Source organism: Streptomyces erythrochromogenes (genome assembly GCF_040684695.1).
In the GTDB taxonomy this organism is placed as follows: domain Bacteria; phylum Actinomycetota; class Actinomycetes; order Streptomycetales; family Streptomycetaceae; genus Streptomyces; species Streptomyces erythrochromogenes_C.
In genome coordinates, this window is sequence record NZ_JBFBGM010000004.1 from 113,847 (window position 1) to 134,929 (window position 21,083).

Genomic DNA, 21,083 nt, shown 5'->3' on the forward strand with positions numbered 1-21,083 from the left:
CGCTCCTGCGGCCCAACGGGGATTGGTCCGCACGGGTGGGGTTCGCGGCGTGGCGAGAGGCGGCTGCGAAGGGTGCGGAGCGCCGTCGATTTCAGTGGAATCCGGCAACCGGTGTGATCAGCTCCATATACCGCCGAACGTGATCACGCTTCCCCCAAGCCCCGCCCCGGAGGTACCACCCATGTCCCAGAGAAGGCGCAGGTCCTTGGCGCTCCTGACCTCGGGAGTCCTCGCACTGCCGCTGCTCACGGGCTGCGGCGCGGGTGACGACGAGGGCGGCCCGGCCGCCGCAGGGCAGGACATCGCGACGACCACCCGCGACAAGGTCGCGGACGGGGGCGTGCTGCGGTGGGCGGTCGACGCCCTCCCGGAGACCCTCAACGCCTTCCAGGCCGACGCGGACGCCACCACCAGCAGGATCGCGGGAGCCGTGCTGCCGCAGCTGTTCGTGCTGGACGCCAAGGGCCGGCCGGTGGCCAACCCCGACTACCTGGAGAAGGCCGAGGTCATCGAGCGGGAGCCCAAGCAGGTCGTCCTGTACAAGCTGAACCAGCAGGCCGTGTGGAGCGACGGGCGGGAGATCGGCGCCCCCGACTTCGTGGCCCAGTGGCGGGCCCTGAACGGCAAGGACTCGGCGTACTGGACGGCGCGCAACGCCGGCTACGAGCGCATCGAGAAGATCGAGAAGGGCAAGACCGACCTGGAGGTCCGGGTCACCTTCGCCAAGCCGTACGCGGACTGGCGCTCGCTGTTCTCCCCGCTCTACCCCAAGCAGGTCACCGGTACGCCGGACGCCTTCAACGAGGGCGCCCGCGGCGCACTGAAGGTCACCGCCGGGCCCTTCGCCCTCGGCGCGATCGACAAGAAGACCGGCACCGTCGCCCTGACCCGCAACCCCCGCTGGTGGGGCCGGCAGGCCAAGCTGGACACCCTGGTCCTGACGGCGGTGCCCCGTGCCGAGCGCCCGGCGGCGCTGGCCGCGGGCAGGCTCGACCTGGCCGAGATCGACCGCTCGGGGGCCGACCGCATCGCCCTGGCCCGCCGCGACGCCTCCGGCAAGGGCGGCGCGGGCGCGGGCGGCGCCCCGGCGCACGGCCCCGGCGCCGCGATGACCCCGGCGCAGGCCACCCTGTCGTGGGCGAACGCCTTCGGCACGGACGAGGAGAAGGCGGCGCAGGAGAAGGAGTCCCGCACCAAGCACACCGAGTCGGTGAAGCGGTACGCGGACGAGCAGAAGGCCCTGCGGAGCTTCAAGGTCCGAAAGTCCCTGGAGCCGGCCTACACGCAGCTCGCGATGAACGGCTCGTCCGGTCCGCTCGCGGACGAGCGGGTGCGCCGGGCCGTGGCCCGCGCCCTGGACCGCCAGGCGCTGGCCGACCTGGTGCTCAAGCCGCTGGGCCTGCCCGCGAAGCCGGTCGGCAGCCACGTGGCCCTGGCCGGGCAGCAGGCGTACGCCGACAACAGCGGCGCCCTCGGCGGCCAGGACGCCAAGGCGGCCCAGGCCCTCCTCGCCGACGCCGGCTGGCGCCGCGGCGGCAAGATCACCGAGCCGGCCGGGGCCAAGGCCGGCCCGGAGAGCGCGCCGCAGGACGACGGCAAGACCCCCGCGGGCCCGGGCACCGGGAACGACGGCCTCTACATCGTGGGCCAGGACGACGGGGCCAACGGCGACGGCGCGGGCACGGCGCAGGACAGGGCCGCCGGGGCCGGAGCCGGGGCGGCCGACACCACGGACACCGCCGACACCGCCGCGTCCCCGGCGGACGGCGGGCGGGACCGGGTCTCCCCGGTGCTGGCACCCGCTCCCTTCGGGGCCCAGCAGCAGGCCTCCCTGCTGGCCCAGGCGGCCATGGCCCGCCCCGTCGTGGACGACGCCAAGCGCAGCGCGGCCCGGGACGGCGACGCGGCCGACCCGGTCAAGGGCTCCCCGGCACCGGCCAAGCAGGCCACCCGCACCTCGGGCAACATGCTCGCCAAGGACGGCAAGGCGCTCACCCTGCGCTTCGTCCTCCCGGCCGGACCCGGCTCGGAGTCCCTGCGCACCGTCGGCGAGCGGATCGCCCAGACGCTCCGCAAGCTCGGGGTGAACACCGAGACGACCAAGGTGGCCGACGACAGCTTCTTCAAGGACCACATCGCCTCGGGCCAGTACGACCTGGCGCTGTACTCCTGGCCGGCGACGGCCTTCCCGGCCACCGACGCCCGGCCGATCTTCGCCAAGCCGGAGCCGGCGGCGGACGGCTCGCTCCTGGTCGAACAGAACTACACGCGGGTCGGCACCGACCACATCGACCAGCTCTTCGACCAGGCCCTGGGGGAACTGGACGAGGCGCAGTCCCGCGAGCTGGTGCGCAAGGCCGACGCCCGGATCTGGGCCGCGGCCGGCTCCATCCCGCTCTTCCAGCGGCCGGAGCTGGTGGCCGTCAAGCCCGGCCTGGTCAACGCCGGCGCCTTCGGGCTCGGCGCCCCCCGCTACCAGGACATCGGATGGAAGAAGGCGCCGACCGCCAAGGACAAGAAGAAGTAGCCGCGGCGCCGCGGCGAAGATGTGGTGACAAAGCGGTGCCTGTCAGGTTGACCCGAGGGTCACAAGCTCAGATGTGACTCAAGTCCCTTGCCCGCCGTCGAGCACGGCGGGCAAGGTCGTGCGTACCCGTTGACCCGCATGATTTCCCGCAGGAACGGCGGCCCGGGCACCCCACCTCGCGCCCGGCCGCGCTCATTCCTCCGGCCTCTTGACAGACCCCCCGGCAGGCGGTTCCCGCCATTCGACGTACCATGGGGTAAGGCCGTGGCAGGTTTTCGCCCGGTCGAGGCGCGCGTGCCAGGCCGTACGCGACGCCATCCACGATCCCGGGAGAAGCGCCGAAGTGCCCACGCGCCACGACATCCGTAACGTCGCCATCGTCGCCCACGTCGACCATGGCAAGACGACCATCGTCGACGCCATGCTCAAGCAGGCCGGTGCCTTCGCCGCCCACCAGCAGCTCGACGACCGCATGATGGACTCGAACGACCTGGAGCGTGAGAAGGGCATCACGATCCTCGCCAAGAACACGGCGGTGAAGTATCACCCCAAGGACGGCGGGGCCCCGATCACGATCAACATCATCGACACCCCCGGCCACGCCGACTTCGGTGGCGAGGTCGAGCGCGGTCTGTCGATGGTCGACGCCGTCGTCCTGCTGGTGGACGCCTCCGAGGGTCCGCTCCCGCAGACCCGCTTCGTGCTCCGCAAGGCGCTCCAGCAGCGCAAGCCGGTCATCCTCTGCATCAACAAGACGGACCGCCCGGACTCCCGGATCGACGAGGTCGTCAACGAGACCTACGACCTGTTCCTGGACCTGGACGCCGACGAGGACCAGATCGAGTTCCCGATCGTCTACGCCTGCGGCCGTGACGGCATCGCCTCGCTGACCAAGCCGGAGGACGGCACCGTCCCCGCCGACAGCGAGAACCTGGAGCCCTTCTTCTCCACGATCCTGGAGCACGTCCCGGCCCCGGTCTACGACGAGGAGGCCCCCCTCCAGGCCCACGTCACCAACCTGGACGCCGACAACTTCCTCGGCCGCATCGCGCTGCTCCGCGTCGAGCAGGGCGAGCTGCGCAAGGGCCAGACGGTCGCGTGGATCAAGCGTGACGGCACCATCTCCAGCGTCCGCATCACCGAGCTGATGATGACCGAGGCGCTCACCCGCAAGCCGGCCGAGGTCGCCGGCCCCGGTGACATCTGCGCCGTCGCCGGTATCCCCGAGATCATGATCGGTGAGACGCTGGCCGACCCGGAGAACCCGATCGCGCTGCCGCTGATCACGGTGGACGAGCCGGCCATCTCCATGGTCATCGGCACCAACACCTCCCCGATGGTCGGCCGCGGCGGCTCCGGCAAGGGCGCGGACGCCAAGGCCGCGGTCAAGGACCGCAAGGTCACCGCCCGCCAGGTCAAGGACCGCCTCGACCGCGAGCTGATCGGTAACGTCTCGCTGCGCGTGCTCGACACCGAGCGCCCGGACGCCTGGGAGGTCCAGGGCCGCGGTGAGCTCGCGCTGGCGATCCTCGTCGAGCAGATGCGCCGCGAGGGCTTCGAGCTGACCATCGGCAAGCCGCAGGTCGTCACCCGCGAGATCGACGGCAAGGTGCACGAGCCGGTCGAGCGCATGACGATCGACGTGCCCGAGGAGCACATGGGCGCCGTCACGCAGCTCATGGGCGTCCGCAAGGGCCGCATGGACAACATGTCGAACCACGGCTCCGGCTGGGTCCGCATGGAGTTCGTCGTCCCGTCCCGCGGCCTGATCGGCTTCCGTACGGAGTTCCTGACGCAGACCCGCGGCACCGGCATCGGCCACTCGATCCACGAGGGCCACGAGCCGTGGTTCGGCCAGCTGGTCACCCGTAACAACGGCTCCCTGGTCGCCGACCGCGCCGGTGCGGTCACCGCGTTCGCGATGACCAACCTCCAGGAGCGCGGCGTCCTGTTCACCGACCCCGGCACCGAGGTGTACGAGGGCATGATCGTCGGCGAGAACTCGCGCGCCGACGACATGGACGTGAACATCACCAAGGAGAAGAAGCTCACCAACATGCGCTCCTCCTCGGCCGACTCCTTCGAGGCGATCGTCCCGCCGCGCAAGCTCTCCCTGGAGCAGTCCCTGGAGTTCTGCCGCGACGACGAGTGCGTCGAGGTGACCCCGGAGGCCGTCCGCATCCGCAAGGTCGTCCTGGACCAGAAGGACCGCTCGCGCACCGCGTCGCGCGCCAAGTCCGCCAAGTAGTAACCGCGTTCGGGCCGCCGCCCCGGGTTTGCTCGGGCGGCGGCCGCGGCGGCCCCGGCAGGCCGTCGGGGTGCGGGAAAACGGCAGCCCCTCCCCTCACGGAGTCCGTGAGCGGAGGGGCTGTTCGCTTTTGTCAAGCGGATTTTTGCGTTCAGGTGTCCGCATACCGACCGTGACACTCCGGATGATGAGCTAACCGTCCGTTTCGCACGTGTCTGTCTCCTATCCGTTTGTCCGGATTTCGGGTTTCTGCCGCGGATCGATGTTGTGAAAACGAGACCACTTAAGTGTGGTTTACGGCCTGGCGGTACTTGAGGATGGCTCCATTGAGCTCGGGTCAATGGGTCACGCGATGTGGGGATCGCGCCGACTCACGAGCACACTATGGGCAGGAAACCATTCGCCGTCAGGGGTGTCGGCGAGGTTTTCATGCCCCTCAAGTCGATCAGTGGACTCATGAGGAGGAAACCCATGCGCGGTGCCAAGAGCGCCAAGTGGGTCGTGGGCGCGGTTGTCGTCGCCCTGGCCGCTACCGCCTGTGGCGGCGGTGACGGTGACAGCAAGGACAAGGGCAACGCTGCCGGCGGCGGCACGTTCCGCCTGGGCAGCACGGAGCCGGACACCATCGACCCGGGGCGTGCCCACGAGTCCACGGGCATCCTGCTGTCGAACGCCCTGTTCACCGGCCTGTACTCGAACACGCCGGACGGCCTGGCCGAGCCCGCGCTGGCCGAGTCGGCCAGCTCGGACGAGGGCTGCACCTCCTGGACCTTCAAGGTCAAGGCCGACACCAAGTTCTCCAACGGCGAGGTCGTCGACGCCGAGGCGTTCGCCCGCGGTTGGGCGCGTTCCGCGCACAAGGCCGCCGCGTCCGACGTGGCGTACCACTTCGCCGGCATCAAGGGTTACGCGGAGCTGCAGGACGGCTCGGCCAAGACCTTCTCCGGTGTCACCACCCCGGACCCGCACACCATCAAGGTCGACCTGTCCAAGGCCGACTGCGAGTTCGTGCTGAAGACGGCGCACACCGCCTACAGCCCGGTCCCGAAGGCCGCCAAGGTCGGCGAAGAGGACAAGGCGTTCGGCGAGGCCCCCATCGGCAACGGTCCGTTCAAGATGGACGGCAGCTGGGAGCACAACAAGGCCATCAACCTCGTCCGCAACGACGACTACGGCCTGGAGAAGGCGAAGCTGGACAAGGTCCAGGTCACCCTCCTCAACGACAAGACCGCGCAGCAGCTCGAGTACGACGGCTTCCAGGCCGGCACCTTCGACTACGCGCACATCCCGACGCCGATGCTGAAGACGGCCGAGGCGAAGTACAAGCCGCAGAACAAGTGGTTCGCCAAGGACACCAACGGCATGAACTACGTTCTGCCGATCGGTGACAACGGCCCGACCAACAGCAAGGACGCCCGTCTGGCGATCTCCTACGCGATCGACCGTCAGGCCATCGCCAAGGGTGTCTTCCAGGGCTACCAGACCCCGTCGACGACCATCGTGCCGCCGGCGTTCCCGAAGGCGTACCAGAAGGACCTGTGCACCTCCTGCGTCAAGCAGGACGTCGCCAAGGCCAAGGAGCACGCCGAGAAGGCGGGCCTGAAGCCGGGTACCGAGATCAAGTTCTCCTTCAACACCGGTGCGGGCCACGAAGAGTGGGTCCAGGCCGTCGCGCGTCAGCTCGAGGACGTCCTCGGCCTGAAGGTCAAGCTGGACGGCAAGGACTTCCCGGGCATGCTCAAGGAGCAGCAGGGCGCCCAGGCCACCGGCGTCTACCGCTTCGCGTGGGGTGCGGACTACCCGACCCCGGAGAACTTCCTGTTCCCGCTGCTGCACTCGGCATCGATGAACAAGGACGCCGAGGGCAACGTGAGCGGTGACAACCGCGCCCGTTACAACAACCCCGCGTTCGACAAGCTGGTCGACACGGCCCGCGCCACCAAGGACGAGGCCGCGCGTACGGCGATGTACAAGGACGCCGAGAAGATGGCCATGGAGGACATGGCCCTCATCCCGACGTTCAACCGTTCCCAGTTCCGCCTGATGGCGACCGACAAGTTCAACGGTCTGGACGACATCAACTTCAACGAGGACCCGATCCTCGAGAAGATCTCGCTCAAGAAGTAATCGGTTCGGACGGTATATCCGTCAGGAGCGAACGTGCCGCGGCCCCCGGGTGACCGGTGGGCCGCGGCCCCGCTCGGCAGGCCGTTTTTACTTCGGCACCCCTCACATCCGCGGGCAATCCCCGCAGGCCGAGAGCCGGCCCGTTTCCTTGGGCCGGAGGCCGCTGCTCCCAGAAGCGGCCAGGTAGAGAGGCACAAACATGGGAAGGTACGTCGCCCGTCGCCTCGGGCAGATGGTCATAGTCCTCATCGGCGCGACCATGGTTCTGTTCGCTTGTCTTTTCGTTCTCCCCGGTGACCCCGTGGGCTCGATCGCAGGCAGCGACAAGGCACGCGACCCCGCAGTGGTCGCGGAGCTCAAGGCGCGGTACGGGCTCGACAAGTCGCTGCCCGAGCAGTATGTGAACTACGTGTCGAAGGTCGCGACCGGAGACCTCGGCGAGGACTTCGTCCAGCGCCGCGAGGTGTCCGAGATCCTCGGCCCCAAGCTGGCGAACACCGCGAAGCTGGCCCTGCTGGCCATCGCTCTCGTGACGGTGTTCGGTATGGGCGTCGGCATCATCGCCGCCCTGTACAGATACAGCATCTTGGACATGGCCACGACATTCTTTACGACCATGATGGTCGGATTCCCGACCTTCGTGATCGGCATGCTGCTCATGAAGTGGTTCGCGGTCGAACTCCAGTGGTTCCCGCAACTCGGCGGAGACAAGCTCGAAGGCATGATCCTGCCCGCGGTCACCCTCGCCATCACCGACATCGCGTTCGTCGCCCGCCTCACCCGCGGCACGATGCTCGAGGTGCTGCGCGCGGACTACGTGAAGACCGCCGTGGCCAAGGGACTTCCGCGCCGTCGCGTGCTGTTCAAGCACGTGCTCCGCAACTCGTCCATCCCGGTTGTCACCTACCTGGGCATCTCGTTCGGCGCACTTCTCGGTGGCGCGCTCATCACCGAGGCGATCTTCAACTGGGACGGTGTCGGTCTGGCACTGGTTCAGGCGATCCAGCAGCAGAACAACCCGATCGTGATCGGCGTAGTGACCTACAGCGTCGCCATCTTCGTCGTCCTCAGCCTCATCGTGGACCTGCTGTACGCGGCCCTCGACCCGCGTATCCGCCTCAGCTGACCGCCCCCAAGGAGGATTTCCTCATGTCTGAGCTCGTCAAGAGCCCGGCGATCGGGGACGAGAGCCCCGTGCCGGCCACCCCGGCCGCCCCTGAAGCAACCCCCAAGCAGCTCACCCAGTGGGGCGAGATCCGCCACCGCTTCGTCCAGAACAAGCTGGCCGTCGTCGGACTCGTGATCATCACCCTGCTGTTCATCACCGCGATCTTCGGCAACATGTTCACGCCGTTCGACCCCGGTGCGCAGGACCTGGAGAACACCCTCGCGTCGCCCAACGGCACGCACTGGATGGGCACCGACGCCCTGGGCCGCGACATGTTCTCGCGCCTCATAGCCGGTACCCGCGTGGCCATGTTCGTCGGCCTCGCCTCGATCTTCTTCGCCGTGCTGATCGGTGTCGCCCTCGGCGCCATCGCCGGCTACTTCGCCGGCTTCGCCGACACCCTCGTCATGCGCATCGCGGACGTCTTCCTCGCGTTCCCGCTGATGATCGGTGCCGTCGTCATCATCCTGGTCACCGGCCGCGGCATCACCCCGGTGATCATCTCGCTCGCGGTCTTCTCGTGGGCGACCGTCTCCCGACTGCTGCGCAGCTCGATCCTGTCGGTGCGCGAGATGGACTACGTCCACGCTGCCAAGGCGCTCGGCGCCAGCGGCGGCCGGATCGTCCGCACGCACATCCTGCCCAACTCGCTGACCCCCGTCCTGGTCTACGCGACGTTCAACGTCGGTACCACGATCATCGGCGTCGCGGCCCTCTCCTTCCTCGGCGCCGGTGTCCCGGTCGACGTTCCGGAGTGGGGCAACATGCTGGCGGCCGGTCAGGCCTTCATCGGCGTCCACGACTACCTGTGGCTGTACCCCAGCCTCTTCGTCGTCGTCACCGTGCTCGGCTTCGCCTTCGTCGGCGACGGCCTGCGTGACGCGCTCGACCCGAAGCTGCGGTAGGGCCGCCCGATGCTCCGAGACAACATCAGCAAGCAGGACGAAGGTGGCGGCGTGACGACGTCGGAGATTCTCAGCGTTGCGGAGACGGGCGGCGGGTCCGCCGTGCCGCTGCTGGAGGTGGACAACCTCCAGGTCGAGTTCAAGACCCGTGACGGGGTCGCCAAGGCCGTCAACGGCGTGAGCTACAGCGTCAGCGCCGGCGAGACCCTCGCCGTGCTCGGCGAGTCCGGCTCCGGCAAGTCCGTCACCGCGCAGGCGATCATGGGCATCCTCGACAGCCCGCCCGGACGGGTCGCCGGCGGCGAGGTGCGCTTCCACGGCCGCGACATCCTCAAGATGTCCGACGAGGAGCGCCGCAAGCTCCGCGGCGACAAGATGGCGATGATCTTCCAGGACGCGCTGTCCTCCCTGAACCCGGTCTACTCGGTGGGCGACCAGCTCGGCGAGATGTTCCGCGTCCACCGCGGCATGTCCAAGAAGGACGCCAAGGCCAAGGCCATCGAGCTCATGGACCGGGTGAAGATCCCCGCCGCCAAGGCGCGCGTGGGGGACTACCCGCACCAGTTCTCCGGCGGTATGCGCCAGCGCATCATGATCGCCATGGCGCTGGCCCTGGAGCCGGACCTGATCATCGCCGACGAGCCCACCACGGCCCTCGACGTGACCGTCCAGGCCCAGGTCATGGACCTGCTCGCGGAGCTCCAGCGCGAGATGAACATGGGCCTGATCCTGATCACCCACGACCTCGGCGTGGTCGCCGACGTCGCGGACAAGATCGCGGTCATGTACGCGGGCCGGATCGTCGAGACCGCTCCGGTCCACGAGATCTACAAGCGCCCCTCGCACCCGTACACCCGGGGCCTGCTGGACTCGATCCCGCGCCTGGACCAGAAGGGCCAGGAGCTCTACGCGATCAAGGGCCTGCCGCCCAACCTGCTCCGCATCCCGACGGGCTGTGCCTTCAGCCCCCGGTGCCCCAAGGCGCAGGACATCTGCCGTACGGAGATCCCGGTCCTGCACCCGGTCACCGAGCTGGACGGCACCGAACTGCCCGGCCGCGGGAGCGCGTGCCACTTCTGGAAGGACCAGATCCATGGCTGAGCTCAGCAAGAACACCACCGAGCGCGAGCCGATCCTCCAGGTGCGCAACCTGGTCAAGCACTTCCCGCTGACCCAGGGCATCCTCTTCAAGAAGCAGGTCGGCGCGGTCAAGGCCGTCGACGGCGTGTCCTTCGACCTGTACCAGGGCGAGACCCTCGGCATCGTGGGCGAGTCCGGCTGTGGCAAGTCCACGGTCGCCAAGCTCCTGATGAACCTGGAGCGGGCCACCGCCGGCGAGGTCTTCTACAAGGGCCAGGACATCACCAAGCTGTCGGGGCGCGCGCTGAAGGCCGTGCGCCGCAACATCCAGATGGTGTTCCAGGACCCGTACACCTCGCTGAACCCGCGCATGACGGTCGGCGACATCATCGGGGAGACCTTCGAGATCCACCCCGAGGTGGCTCCGAAGGGCGACCGGCGCCGCAAGGTCCAGGAGCTCCTGGACGTCGTGGGCCTGAACCCGGAGTACATCAACCGCTACCCGCACCAGTTCTCCGGCGGCCAGCGCCAGCGCATCGGCATCGCCCGCGGCCTCGCGCTCAACCCGGAGATCATCATCTGCGACGAGCCGGTCTCCGCGCTCGACGTGTCGGTGCAGGCGCAGGTCATCAACCTGATGGAGAAGCTGCAGGACGAGTTCAACCTGTCCTACATCTTCATCGCGCACGACCTCTCGATCGTCCGGCACATCTCGGACCGCGTCGGCGTCATGTACCTCGGCAAGATGGCCGAGATCGGCACCGACGCGCAGATCTACGACCACCCGACGCACCCCTACACCCAGGCGCTGCTGTCGGCGGTCCCGGTCCCGGACCCCGAGGTCCGCGAGTCCCGCGAGCGCATCATCCTCACCGGTGACGTCCCGTCCCCGGCCAACCCGCCGTCGGGCTGCCGCTTCCGCACCCGCTGCTGGAAGGCCCAGGACAAGTGCTCCACCGAGGAGCCGCTGCTGGCGATCCCGGAGCGCTTCAAGGGTGTCAACACCCTGGCGGCGCACGAGTCGGCGTGCCACTTCGCCGAGGAGAAGGCCATCCTGGCGGTCTGATCCGCGCACGTTCCGCGCATGCGGCCGGTTCCCGGTGCCCCACGGCGCCGGGAACCGGCCGTTTTCGTGCGCCGTACGTCGTTCACCTGCGGCGTTGTACCCTCCCCGTGCAGTACGCAGTGTTGGATCAGCAGGGGACCGAGGTACACGAGATGGCGGTCGACAAGGGGGGCGACGGCGGCTCGCCGCCGTTCAGAGACCAGCTCGCGGCAGCGATGCGCGGGACGAAGGAGGAAGCCCGACTCAGCTACGGCAAGTTGGCCGAAAAGACGCACTACAGCCGCTCCTCCTGGGAGAGGTTCCTCAACGGCAAACAGCTGCCGACCACGGTCGCCGTCGAGGAGTTCGCCGCCGCCACCGGAGCGGACGCCGAGGTCCTGCTCACGCTGCTGGCGAAGGCCGCCGCGTACGAGGAGCTCCGCGCGGCCCGGCTCCAGCAGACCGCTCTGCACCCGGCACCGGAAACCGCCGTGCAGCCCGTGCCCGCGCACACCACCGCATCCGCCTCCTCCGTCGCACCGGCACCGGCACCGGCACCGGAGACCGCGACCGTCGACGCGCCGGACGCCCCCGCGCCCGTCCCGCCCCGCCGCCCCTGGCTGCGCGAGTGGAGGGGCCACGCCCGGACGGTGGCGCTCGTCATGGCCGGAGCGGTGCTGGGCAGCATCGTCACGGTCGTCATCGGCGGCGGCTCCGGCGGCGGCGCGGCCGCCGATCCGACGCGGGCCGGAGCCCGGCCCGCCCCGTCCGCGTCCACGGCCGAGGCCCCTCCGTCGCCGCGGCCGCCGGCCTGCTCCGCGGACACCTGCCTGCGGCGCGAGCCGCAGGCGATGGACTGCCACTGGGACGGGACCACGGTCCGGGAGACCTGGCTGCGCGGGCTGAAGATCCAGCTCCGCTACAGCGCCGCCTGCCGGGCGGTGTGGGGTCGGATCGAGAACGGGACGGTGGGGGACTCCGTGACGATCAAGGACAAGGGCGGACGGGAGGAGTCGGCCACGATCCGCATGGACAACGACACCTACACCCGGATGCTGGCCGTCAGCGCGGACGCCCCGCCGGACTCGGTGATCATCTGCGGTCAGATACCCAGGTTCCAGGAATCCGAGTGCTCGCCGCTCGGCGCGGTCCTGCCCTGACCCTGCGCGCAAACCGGTTGCGACCCCGGGATCCCGGGCCCGAGAGTGACGCAATGACCATCACCGTACGGCCCGCCGGCCCCGGGGACGCGGCTGACATCTGCGGCCTGCTCAACGCCGTCGACGTGATCGAGATCGGCCGACCCGAAACCGATCTCGGCACCGTCGAGTCCGATCTCAACGCACCCGACGTGGACCTCGCCACCGACTCCTGGCTCGCCTTCGAGGACGGCCGGCTCGTCGCCTACGCCCTCGTCTGGGCGGACGCGGGACCGGGCCGCGTCGACGGCGACCACTACGTGCTGCCCGGCCACCACGAGGCCGCGGTCCTGCTCCTGGAGCGCATGGAGGACCGGGCCCGGGAGATCAACGCCGGACCGGGCGTCCTGCGCCTCCAGCTCAACGTGGAGCCCACCATCGACCTGGACCTCCTCTCGGGGCGCGGCTACCGCACCATCCGCCGCTACCAGGTCATGACGCGCTCCCTGTCGGCGGCCGCCGACCGCGCGCCCGCCCCGCCCGAAGGGCTCGTCCTGCGCCACTGCGGCGACGACGAAGCCGACCGCCGCCGGGTCCACGCGCTGGTCGAGGAGACCTTCGCCGACCACTTCGGCCATGTGGACCGCCCGTACGAGACCTGGCTGGACCACATCGAGGGCCGCGGACTGGACTGGTCGCTGGTGTGGATCGCGAGCCTGCCGGACCAGGGCGACGTGGCCGTGCTGCTCACCCGGGACGACCGCACGAGCATGGCCTGGTTCAGCCACGTGGGCGTACGCAAGGACGTGCGCGGCCGGGGCGTCGGCGGCCACCTGCTGCGCCACGGCTTCGCCGTCTACGCCGCCCGCGGCCGGGACACCGTCGGCCTCGGCGTGGACACCCACAACGCGACCGGCGCACTCGCGCTCTACGAGGCGCACGGCATGGCCCTGCACTACGGGGTCGACGCCTGGGAGCTGGCTTTGCACCCCCAGGGGTGACACGGGCGGGACGCGCGGGTGCAATCGGTCCAACCATGCGTGTGCGGCCCCCCTCATAGGGTGACATTGGCCCCTAAGTGAGTCTTGGGAGCCATAGGAGGCACTCCATGCGCGGAGCCACCCACGCCAAGTGGGCCGCATGTGCGGTGGCCGTCGCCCTCGCGGCGACGGCCTGCGGCGGCGGGAGCGACAGCGGCGGAGGCGGCGAGGCGGGAGTCATCAGCTCGTCGTGGGGCGACCCGCAGAATCCGCTGGAGCCCGCCAACACCAACGAGGTGCAGGGCGGCAAGGTCCTCGACATGATCTTCCGCGGCCTCAAGCGCTACGACCCCAAGACCGGCGAGGCCAAGAACATGCTCGCCGAGTCCATCCAGACGACGGACAGCCAGAACTTCACCGTCACGCTGAAGGACGGCTGGAAGTTCAGCAACGACGAGCCGGTCACCGCGCAGTCCTTCGTGGACGCCTGGAACTACGGCGCGGACGTGCGCAACAAGCAGAACAACTCGCCGTTCTTCTCCGACATCGTCGGCTACGACGACGTGCACCCGGCGTCCGGCGAACCCAAGTCCAAGACGATGTCCGGACTGGTGGTCAAGGATCCCAAGACCTTCACCGTCGCCCTCAAGAACAAGTTCTCCACCTGGCCGGAGACCCTCGGCTACCAGGCCTTCTCCCCGCTCCCCAAGGCCTTCTTCACCGACCACGCCGCCTGGCTGGACAAGCCGGTCGGCAACGGCCCGTACACGGTGGACTCGTACACCAAGGGCACCGGCATGAAGCTGCGCACGTGGGACGCGTACCCCGGTGAGGACAAGGCGCAGAACGGCGGAGTGGACCTGAAGGTCTACACCGACAACAACACCGCCTACACCGACCTGATCTCCGGCAACCTCGACCTCGTCGACGACGTCCCGGCGCAGCAGCTGAAGAACGTCAAGAACGACCTCGGCGACCGGTACATCAACCAGCCGGCCCTCATCATCCAGACCCTCACCTTCCCGCTGTACGACCCGCAGTGGAACAAGCCGGGCTCGGAGAAGGTCCGCCAGGGCATCTCGCGGGCGATCAACCGCGACGAGATCACCAAGCAGATCTTCCGGGAGACCCGGACCCCCGCCAAGGACTGGACCTCGCCGGCCCTCGGGGAGAAGGGCGGCTTCTCCGCCACGGCCTGCGGCGACGCCTGCGTCTACGATCCGGCCGAGGCCAAGAAGCTCATCCAGGAGGGCGGCGGACTCCCCGGCGGCAAGGTCACGCTGACCTCCAACGTGGACACCGGTTCGCACCGCGACTGGATGGACGCCGTCTGCAACAGCGTCAACAACGCGCTGGGGGAGGGCCCGGTCTGCACGGTCAACCCGGTCGGCACCTTCGCCGACTTCCGCAACCAGCAGAGCAGCTACAAGCTGACGGGTCCCTTCCGCTCGGGCTGGCAGGCCGACTACCCGCTGATCCAGAACTTCCTGCAGCCGCTCTACTACACCGGCGCCTCCTCCAACTACGGGAAGTTCAGCAACAAGGAGTTCGACGCCCTCGTCGACCAGGCGAACCAGGAGAGCGACCCGGCCAAGGCGGTCGCCAGCTTCCAGGAGTCGGAGAAGATCCTCGCCGAGCAGATGCCTTCCATCCCGCTCTGGTACCAGAACGGCAGCGCCGGCTACTCCGAGCGGCTGGAGGACGTGACCCTCAACCAGTTCAGCGTCCCGGTCTACGACCAGATCAAGGTGATCTGACCCCCACCCGGATCCGGGCCCCCCGCCCCGCGGGGGGCCCGCCGCGCCCGCCAACAACATGGAGCACTCCATGGGACGTTATGTGATCCGGCGGCTGCTCCAGATGATCCCGGTGTTCATCGGCAGCACGTTCCTGATCTTCTTCATGGTGTACGCGCTCGGTGACCCGGTCGCGGCCCTCTTCGGTGACAAGGCCCCCGACCCCGCCACCGCCGCCCGCATCCGCAAGGACCTCTACCTCGACCAGCCCCTGTGGAAGCAGTACCTCCACTACATGGGCGCGATCTTCCAGGGCGACTTCGGCACCGCCTTCAACGGACAGTCCGTCACCGAGCTGATGGCCAGCGCCTTCCCCGTCACCCTGCGCCTGACCCTGGTCGCGATCTTCTTCGAGATCGTCATCGGCATCACCCTCGGCGTGATCAGCGGCCTGCGCCGCGGCAAGACCGTCGACACCTCCGTGCTCGTGCTGACCCTGGTGGTCATCTCGGTGCCCACCTTCGTGACGGGCTACCTGCTCCAGTACCTCTTCGGCGTCAAATGGGGCTGGGTGAGGCCCACCGTCTCCCCGGACGCCCCGCTGAACGAGCTGATCCTGCCCGGCATCGTCCTCGCGCTGGTCTCCCTCGCCTACGTCACGCGCCTGTCGCGCACCTCCATCGCCGAGAACGTCAAGGCCGACTACGTCCGCACCGCCACCGCCAAGGGCCTGCCGCGCAGCCGGGTCGTCACCCGTCACCTGCTGCGCAACTCCCTGATCCCGGTGGTCACCTTCATCGGCACCGACATCGGCGCCCTGATGGGCGGCGCCATCGTCACCGAGCGGATCTTCAACATCCACGGCGTCGGCTACCAGCTCTACCAGGGCATCCTGCGCAACAACTCGCCCACGGTCGTCGGCTTCGTGACCATCCTCGTCATCGTCTTCCTGTTGGCGAACCTGCTCGTCGACCTGCTCTACGCGGTCCTGGACCCGAGGATCCGTTATGCCTGATCCCGAGCGCCCCGAACCCGCCGGCTACGACCCGGTGGGCCCCCGCCCGAAGGAGGCGGTCTCACCCACGGGCCAGGGGGGACCCATGGATCTCGCGCTGGACGAGGCGGAGAGCATCGAAGGGATCGAGAAGACCGCCGGACCGGGCGCCACCGGCCCCCGCGAGCGCGCCCGCTCCCTGTGGTCCGACGCCTGGCACCAGCTGCGCCGCAACCCCGTCTTCATCCTCTCCTCGCTGCTCATCCTCTTCCTCGTCGTCATCTCGATCTGGCCGCAGCTCATCGCGAGCGGCGACCCCCTCCAGTGCGACCTCTCCAAGTCCCAGCAGGGCTCCACCCCCGGGCACCCCTTCGGCTACGACACCCAGGGCTGCGACGTCTACACCCGCACCGTCTACGGAGCCCGCGCCTCCATCACCGTGGGCGTCTGCGCCACCCTCGGCGCCGCCCTGCTCGGCTCCGCACTCGGCGGCCTCGCCGGCTTCTTCGGCGGCTGGGGGGACTCCCTGCTCTCCCGCGTCGCCGACATCTTCTTCGGCATCCCGGTCGTCCTCGGCGGCCTGGTCTTCCTGTCGGTCGTCACCAGCACCACGGTCTGGCCCGTGGTCGGATTCATCGTGCTCCTGGGCTGGCCGCAGATCGCCCGCATCGCCCGCGGCTCGGTGATCACCGCCAAGCAGAACGACTACGTCCAGGCCGCCAGAGCCCTGGGCGCCGGCAACGCCCGGATGCTGCTGCGGCACGTGGCGCCCAACGCGGTGGCCCCCGTCATCGTCGTCGCCACGATCGCGCTCGGCACGTACATCGCCCTGGAGGCGACCTTGTCCTTCCTCGGCGTCGGCCTGCGCCCGCCCACCGTCTCCTGGGGCATCGACATCTCCAACGCGGCCTCGCAGATCCGCAACGCCCCGCACATGCTGCTGTGGCCCGCGGGCGCGCTGAGCATCACGGTGCTCGCCTTCATCATGCTCGGCGACGCGGTGCGCGACGCCCTCGACCCCAAGCTGCGCTGAGGAGCCCCGCACATGCTGCTCGAGGTCCGCGACCTGCACGTGGAATTCAAGACGCGCGACGGAGTCGCCAAGGCGGTCAACGGGGTCGCCTATTCGGTGGACGAGGGCGAGACACTGGCCGTGCTCGGCGAGTCCGGCTCCGGCAAGTCCGTGACCGCCCAGGCCGTGATGGGGATCCTGGACGTGCCGCCCGGCCGGATCTCCGGCGGCGAGATCCTCTTCAAGGGCCGCGACCTGCTGAAGATGAAGGAGGACGAGCGGCGCAGGATCCGCGGCGCCGAGATGGCGATGATCTTCCAGGACGCGCTGTCCTCCCTCAACCCCGTGCTGACCGTCGGCAAGCAGCTCGGCGAGATGTACGAGGTCCACCGCGGGATGTCGCGCAAGGACGCCCGGGCCAAGGCCGTCGAGCTCATGGACCGGGTGAAGATCCCGGCGGCGAAGGCGCGCGTGGGGGACTACCCGCACCAGTTCTCCGGCGGCATGCGCCAGCGCATCATGATCGCCATGGCGCTGGCCCTGGAGCCCTCGCTGATCATCGCCGACGAGCCGACGACGGCCCTGGACGTCACCGTCCAGGCGCAGGTGATGGACCTGCTGGCCGAGCTCCAGCGGGAGCTCAACATGGGTCTCATCCTGATCACCCACGACCTGGGCGTGGTCGCCGACGTCGCCGACAAGATCGCGGTCATGTACGCGGGCCGGATCGTCGAGGCGGCCCCCGTCCACGAGATCTACAAGGCGCCCGCGCACCCGTACACGCGCGGCCTGCTCGACTCCATCCCGCGCCTGGACCAGAAGGGCCAGGAGCTGTACGCGATCAAGGGGCTGCCGCCCAACCTGCTCCGCATCCCGCCCGGCTGCGCCTTCAACCCGCGCTGCCCGATGGCGCAGGAGGTCTGCCGCGCCGACGTCCCGCCCCTGTACCCGGTGACCGACTCGCCCGTGGCGCGGGCCAGCGCCTGCCACTTCTGGAAGGAGTGCCTCCGTGGCTGAGCCCCTCCTCGAAGTCAAGGACCTGGTCAAGCACTACCCGCTGACCCAGGGCGTCCTGTTCAAGAAGCAGGTCGGCGCGGTCAAGGCCGTCGACGGGGTGTCCTTCGGTCTGCACCCGGGCGAGACGCTGGGCATCGTCGGCGAGTCCGGCTGCGGCAAGTCCACCGTCGCCAAGATGCTGGTCAACCTGGAACGCCCGACCGCGGGTTCGATCGCGTACAAGGGCGAGGACATCAGCCGGCTGTCGGGGCGCGCGCTGAAGGCCGTGCGCCGCAACATCCAGATGGTGTTCCAGGACCCGTACACCTCGCTGAACCCGCGCATGACGGTCGGCGACATCATCGGGGAGCCGTACGAGATCCACCCCGAGGTGGCTCCGAAGGGCGACCGCCGGCGCAAGGTCCAGGAGCTCCTGGACGTCGTGGGCCTGAACCCGGAGTACATCAACCGCTACCCGCACCAGTTCTCCGGCGGCCAGCGCCAGCGCATCGGCATCGCCCGCGGCCTGGCCCTCCAGCCCGAGATCATCGTCGCGGACGAACCGGTCTCCGCCCTGGACGTCTCCGTCCAGGCGCAGGTCGTCAACCTGCTGGAGAAGCTCCAGGACGAATTCGGGCTGTCCTACGTCTTCATCGCGCACGACCTCTCGATCGTCCGGCACATCTCCGACCGGGTCGGCGTCATGTACCTCGGCCGGATCGTCGAGATCGGCACCGACACCGAGATCTACGAGCATCCGACCCACCCGTACACGCAGGCGCTGCTTTCGGCCGTGCCGGTGCCGGACCCGCAGGCCCACGCCCACCGCGAGCGGATCATCCTCTCGGGTGATGTCCCCTCCCCGGCCAACCCGCCGTCGGGCTGCCGCTTCCGCACCCGCTGCTGGAAGGCCCAGGACCGCTGTGCCACGGAGGTTCCGCTGCTGGCGGTCCCCGAGGTGTTCGCCTCCGGTCCGGCGGCCCATCCTTCGGCGTGCCACTTCGCGGCGGAGAAGCGGGTGGTCCCGCGGGTGCCGCCGGAGGCGGTCGACGGGCCGGGTGGAGAGGTCACGGACTGAGACGGTTTATCCACCGACCAGCTATTTTCGGCCACCCGTCATGTGCCCATGGCGAGGGCGGTCCCGGCCCCCAACGTCGTTTACCTGTAGGCAACTTGACCGTTTCTGCCCCGAGATCTGGGGCATGCAGCCTGGGTGCTGTGCGGCCGTGCGGGTGCCGACAGCCGGCCGGGGGGCGTAAACGCCCCCCGGCCGGCCTTTGCGTGACCCCGACCGTGCGCGGCATGCGCCCCTTGTGCTGCCGGATTTCGATCGATGCGCTGGCACGGATAGTTATGATCCGTAGCGCACGGTGGGTATGACTCTCGCCGAGCACGAATGCGCGTACCGATGTCCGCTCGACGTGGAGGTGAAACGCCGTGGCACTCTCGATCTCTGCCGTGGTGCTGCTGGCGATCATCGTTTTCCTGCTGGTCCGCCGGGCGGGCCTGAAAGCGGGACACGCGGTGGTCTGTGTGCTGCTCGGCTTCTACCTGGCGAGTTCCACCATCGCCCCGACCCTCAGTCAGCTCACCTCGAACGTGGCGAGCATGATCAGCGGCATCAAGTTCTAGGCGGCGTCCCGGCGGCCGCCGCCGGGGCCCGCCGGGCGGGGCGGGCAGGCCGGGACCGGCGCAGGACACCCCCTACGCTAGGCCCATGAACGGTCTTCCCGCCCGTCGTCTGCTCTTCGTGCACGCGCACCCCGACGACGAGTCGATCAACAACGGCGTCACCATGGCCAAGTACGCGGCCCAGGGCGCCCACGTCGCGTTGGTGACCTGCACGCTGGGCGAGGAGGGCGAGGTCATCCCGCCCGGCCTCGCCCACCTGGCGGCCGACCGCGACGACACCCTCGGCACCCACCGGATCGGCGAGCTCGCCGCCGCCATGGCCGAACTGGGCGTCCACGACCACCGGTTCCTCGGAGGCCCCGGCCGCTTCCGCGACTCCGGGATGATGGGCGCCCCGCAGAACCGCCGCCCGGAGGCCTTCTGGTCCGCCGACGTGGACGAGGCGGCCGCGTACCTCGTGGAGGTGATCCGGGAACTGCGCCCGCAGGTGCTCGTCACCTACGACCCGGACGGCGGCTACGGGCACCCGGACCACATCCAGGCCCACCGCGTCGCCATGCGCGCCGCCGAACTGGCCGCGGAGAAGGCCTACCGGCGCGACCTCGGGGACCCCCACACCATCGGGAAGATCTACTGGAACCGCGTCCCGCTCTCGGTGGTCGAGGAGGGCTTCGCCCGGCTGGCCGCCGCCGGGGCGGAGGTGTCCTTCCCGGGGCTGGCCTCGCCCGGGGACGTGCCCGGGGTCGTCGACGACGGGCGGATCACGGCCGAGATCGACGCCGACGAGGCCCTCGTGGCGGCCAAGACCGCCGCCATGCGCGCCCATGCCACCCAGATCGCCGTGGACGGTCCCTTCTTCGCCCTCTCCAACGACCTGGCGCAGCCGCTGTTCGCGCGCGAGTACTACGAACTGGTCGAGGGCCGGCCGGGCGCCGGGGCGGGCGAGCGCGAACACGACCTCTTCGCGGGGGTGGAGGCGTGACCGGCACCCTCACGGCGGGCCGGATCGCCGGCTGCCTGGGCCTGCTGGTGCTCGGCGCGCTGACCGGCGCGGCCGGCTGGCTGGTCGTGGACCTGTGGTTCCCCGCCGGTCTGCTGCTCGCGCTGCTGGCCCTCTTCGGGCTGTTCCTCGGCGGCCGGATCGCCCTCGGGACCGGCCTCGGGGTGGGCGGCGGCGTGCTCGGCTGGTTCCTCGCCTACGTGATGCTCGGCGTCCCGCGCCCCGAGGGGGACTTCATCCTCACTTCGTCCGGAATCGGTATGTACGCCTATCTTTTGGGCGGAACCGTGCTGGCTGTGATGTGTGCCACGATCACCCTTCCGGCCGATCGGCCGGTTTCGGCCTCCCGGCCCGTCAAGTGACGTGGTGTCGGACCTCGTAGGGAGTCCGGCGGAGGCGTGCGGGCAGGGGCTCTCGGGGCGCTTCAGGGGGGTTTGACGGGCCCTGCGGGGAACCCCTGATTCGCCGCAGTCAGTTGCGCGCGGGCGGCGGCC

17 protein-coding genes are annotated in these 21,083 nt (G+C 69.4%); all 17 read left to right on the forward strand.

The features are described from left to right. Positions 1-181: 181 nt before the first annotated feature. The 17 genes from AB0O53_RS09460 to AB0O53_RS09540 all read left to right on the forward strand — a co-directional run bounded on the left by AB0O53_RS09460 (position 182) and on the right by AB0O53_RS09540 (position 20,951). Positions 182-2,527, forward strand: coding sequence for an ABC transporter family substrate-binding protein (locus AB0O53_RS09460; RefSeq protein WP_365194324.1), 2,346 nt, complete (start codon positions 182-184; stop codon positions 2,525-2,527). Between the two features lie 343 nt (positions 2,528-2,870). Further along, positions 2,871-4,775: a translational GTPase TypA gene (gene typA, locus AB0O53_RS09465; protein ID WP_350988074.1), complete on the forward strand. Its 1,905-nt coding sequence runs from the start codon at positions 2,871-2,873 to the stop codon at positions 4,773-4,775. 471 nt (positions 4,776-5,246) lie between these two features. Further along, entirely contained in the window at positions 5,247-6,902 is a 1,656-nt protein-coding gene (locus tag AB0O53_RS09470; RefSeq protein WP_350988072.1) for a peptide ABC transporter substrate-binding protein, read from the forward strand. Between the two features lie 199 nt (positions 6,903-7,101). Further along, complete coding sequence (locus AB0O53_RS09475) at positions 7,102-8,028, forward strand: ABC transporter permease (protein WP_326478217.1); 927 nt, start codon at positions 7,102-7,104, stop codon at positions 8,026-8,028. Positions 8,029-8,051: 23 nt separating this feature from the next. Then, positions 8,052-8,975 carry an ABC transporter permease gene (locus AB0O53_RS09480; protein ID WP_350988069.1) on the forward strand — a complete coding sequence of 308 codons (924 nt, stop codon included), beginning with the start codon at positions 8,052-8,054 and terminating at the stop codon, positions 8,973-8,975. Between the two features lie 9 nt (positions 8,976-8,984). Then, positions 8,985-10,076 carry an ABC transporter ATP-binding protein gene (locus AB0O53_RS09485; protein ID WP_350988067.1) on the forward strand — a complete coding sequence of 364 codons (1,092 nt, stop codon included), beginning with the start codon at positions 8,985-8,987 and terminating at the stop codon, positions 10,074-10,076. Beyond that, positions 10,069-11,121 carry an ABC transporter ATP-binding protein gene (locus AB0O53_RS09490; protein WP_350988065.1) on the forward strand — a complete coding sequence of 351 codons (1,053 nt, stop codon included), beginning with the start codon at positions 10,069-10,071 and terminating at the stop codon, positions 11,119-11,121. The genes AB0O53_RS09485 and AB0O53_RS09490 overlap by 8 nt, the downstream gene beginning before the upstream one ends. 152 nt (positions 11,122-11,273) lie before the next feature. Beyond that, complete coding sequence (locus AB0O53_RS09495; RefSeq protein WP_365194329.1) at positions 11,274-12,260, forward strand: helix-turn-helix domain-containing protein; 987 nt, start codon at positions 11,274-11,276, stop codon at positions 12,258-12,260. A gap of 53 nt (positions 12,261-12,313) precedes the next feature. Further along, positions 12,314-13,240: a GNAT family N-acetyltransferase gene (locus tag AB0O53_RS09500; protein WP_350988061.1), complete on the forward strand. Its 927-nt coding sequence runs from the start codon at positions 12,314-12,316 to the stop codon at positions 13,238-13,240. A gap of 107 nt (positions 13,241-13,347) precedes the next feature. After that, on the forward strand, positions 13,348-14,976 hold the full coding sequence (locus tag AB0O53_RS09505; RefSeq protein WP_350988059.1) for a peptide ABC transporter substrate-binding protein: 1,629 nt from the start codon (positions 13,348-13,350) through the stop codon (positions 14,974-14,976). Positions 14,977-15,046: 70 nt separating this feature from the next. Beyond that, positions 15,047-15,970 (forward strand): ABC transporter permease, encoded by a 924-nt coding sequence (locus AB0O53_RS09510; protein WP_350988057.1) that lies wholly within the window; start codon positions 15,047-15,049, stop codon positions 15,968-15,970. Between the two features lie 85 nt (positions 15,971-16,055). Next, entirely contained in the window at positions 16,056-16,982 is a 927-nt protein-coding gene (locus AB0O53_RS09515) for an ABC transporter permease (RefSeq protein ID WP_365194498.1), read from the forward strand. Positions 16,983-16,994: 12 nt separating this feature from the next. After that, positions 16,995-17,978, forward strand: a complete 984-nt coding sequence (locus AB0O53_RS09520; RefSeq protein WP_350988055.1) for an ABC transporter ATP-binding protein — start codon at positions 16,995-16,997, stop codon at positions 17,976-17,978. Then, positions 17,971-19,035, forward strand: coding sequence for an ABC transporter ATP-binding protein (locus AB0O53_RS09525; protein WP_365194334.1), 1,065 nt, complete (start codon positions 17,971-17,973; stop codon positions 19,033-19,035). Before AB0O53_RS09520 ends, AB0O53_RS09525 begins: the two co-directional genes overlap by 8 nt. 359 nt (positions 19,036-19,394) lie before the next feature. Beyond that, on the forward strand, positions 19,395-19,589 hold the full coding sequence (locus AB0O53_RS09530) for a hypothetical protein (RefSeq protein ID WP_030036986.1): 195 nt from the start codon (positions 19,395-19,397) through the stop codon (positions 19,587-19,589). 85 nt (positions 19,590-19,674) lie between these two features. Further along, on the forward strand, positions 19,675-20,571 hold the full coding sequence (gene mshB / locus AB0O53_RS09535) for an N-acetyl-1-D-myo-inositol-2-amino-2-deoxy-alpha-D-glucopyranoside deacetylase (protein ID WP_350988051.1): 897 nt from the start codon (positions 19,675-19,677) through the stop codon (positions 20,569-20,571). Then, the gene (locus AB0O53_RS09540) at positions 20,568-20,951 is read left to right on the forward strand and encodes a DUF6113 family protein (protein ID WP_350988049.1); all 384 of its coding nucleotides are present in this window, start codon (positions 20,568-20,570) and stop codon (positions 20,949-20,951) included. Before mshB ends, AB0O53_RS09540 begins: the two co-directional genes overlap by 4 nt. The last annotated feature ends 132 nt before the right edge of the window (positions 20,952-21,083 follow it).

What these genes read in the sequence shown, in the direction of transcription:
- AB0O53_RS09460 (WP_365194324.1), top strand. Translation starts at nt 182, where the DNA reads ATGTCCCAGAGAAGGCGCAGGTCCTTGGCGCTCCTGACCTCGGGAGTC.
- AB0O53_RS09470 (WP_350988072.1), top strand. Translation starts at nt 5,247, where the DNA reads ATGCGCGGTGCCAAGAGCGCCAAGTGGGTCGTGGGCGCGGTTGTCGTC.
- AB0O53_RS09475 (WP_326478217.1), top strand. Translation starts at nt 7,102, where the DNA reads ATGGGAAGGTACGTCGCCCGTCGCCTCGGGCAGATGGTCATAGTCCTC.
- AB0O53_RS09480 (WP_350988069.1), top strand. Translation starts at nt 8,052, where the DNA reads ATGTCTGAGCTCGTCAAGAGCCCGGCGATCGGGGACGAGAGCCCCGTG.
- AB0O53_RS09485 (WP_350988067.1), top strand. Translation starts at nt 8,985, where the DNA reads ATGCTCCGAGACAACATCAGCAAGCAGGACGAAGGTGGCGGCGTGACG.
- AB0O53_RS09490 (WP_350988065.1), top strand. Translation starts at nt 10,069, where the DNA reads ATGGCTGAGCTCAGCAAGAACACCACCGAGCGCGAGCCGATCCTCCAG.
- AB0O53_RS09495 (WP_365194329.1), top strand. Translation starts at nt 11,274, where the DNA reads ATGGCGGTCGACAAGGGGGGCGACGGCGGCTCGCCGCCGTTCAGAGAC.
- AB0O53_RS09500 (WP_350988061.1), top strand. Translation starts at nt 12,314, where the DNA reads ATGACCATCACCGTACGGCCCGCCGGCCCCGGGGACGCGGCTGACATC.
- AB0O53_RS09505 (WP_350988059.1), top strand. Translation starts at nt 13,348, where the DNA reads ATGCGCGGAGCCACCCACGCCAAGTGGGCCGCATGTGCGGTGGCCGTC.
- AB0O53_RS09510 (WP_350988057.1), top strand. Translation starts at nt 15,047, where the DNA reads ATGGGACGTTATGTGATCCGGCGGCTGCTCCAGATGATCCCGGTGTTC.
- AB0O53_RS09515 (WP_365194498.1), top strand. Translation starts at nt 16,056, where the DNA reads ATGGATCTCGCGCTGGACGAGGCGGAGAGCATCGAAGGGATCGAGAAG.
- AB0O53_RS09520 (WP_350988055.1), top strand. Translation starts at nt 16,995, where the DNA reads ATGCTGCTCGAGGTCCGCGACCTGCACGTGGAATTCAAGACGCGCGAC.
- mshB (WP_350988051.1), top strand. Translation starts at nt 19,675, where the DNA reads ATGAACGGTCTTCCCGCCCGTCGTCTGCTCTTCGTGCACGCGCACCCC.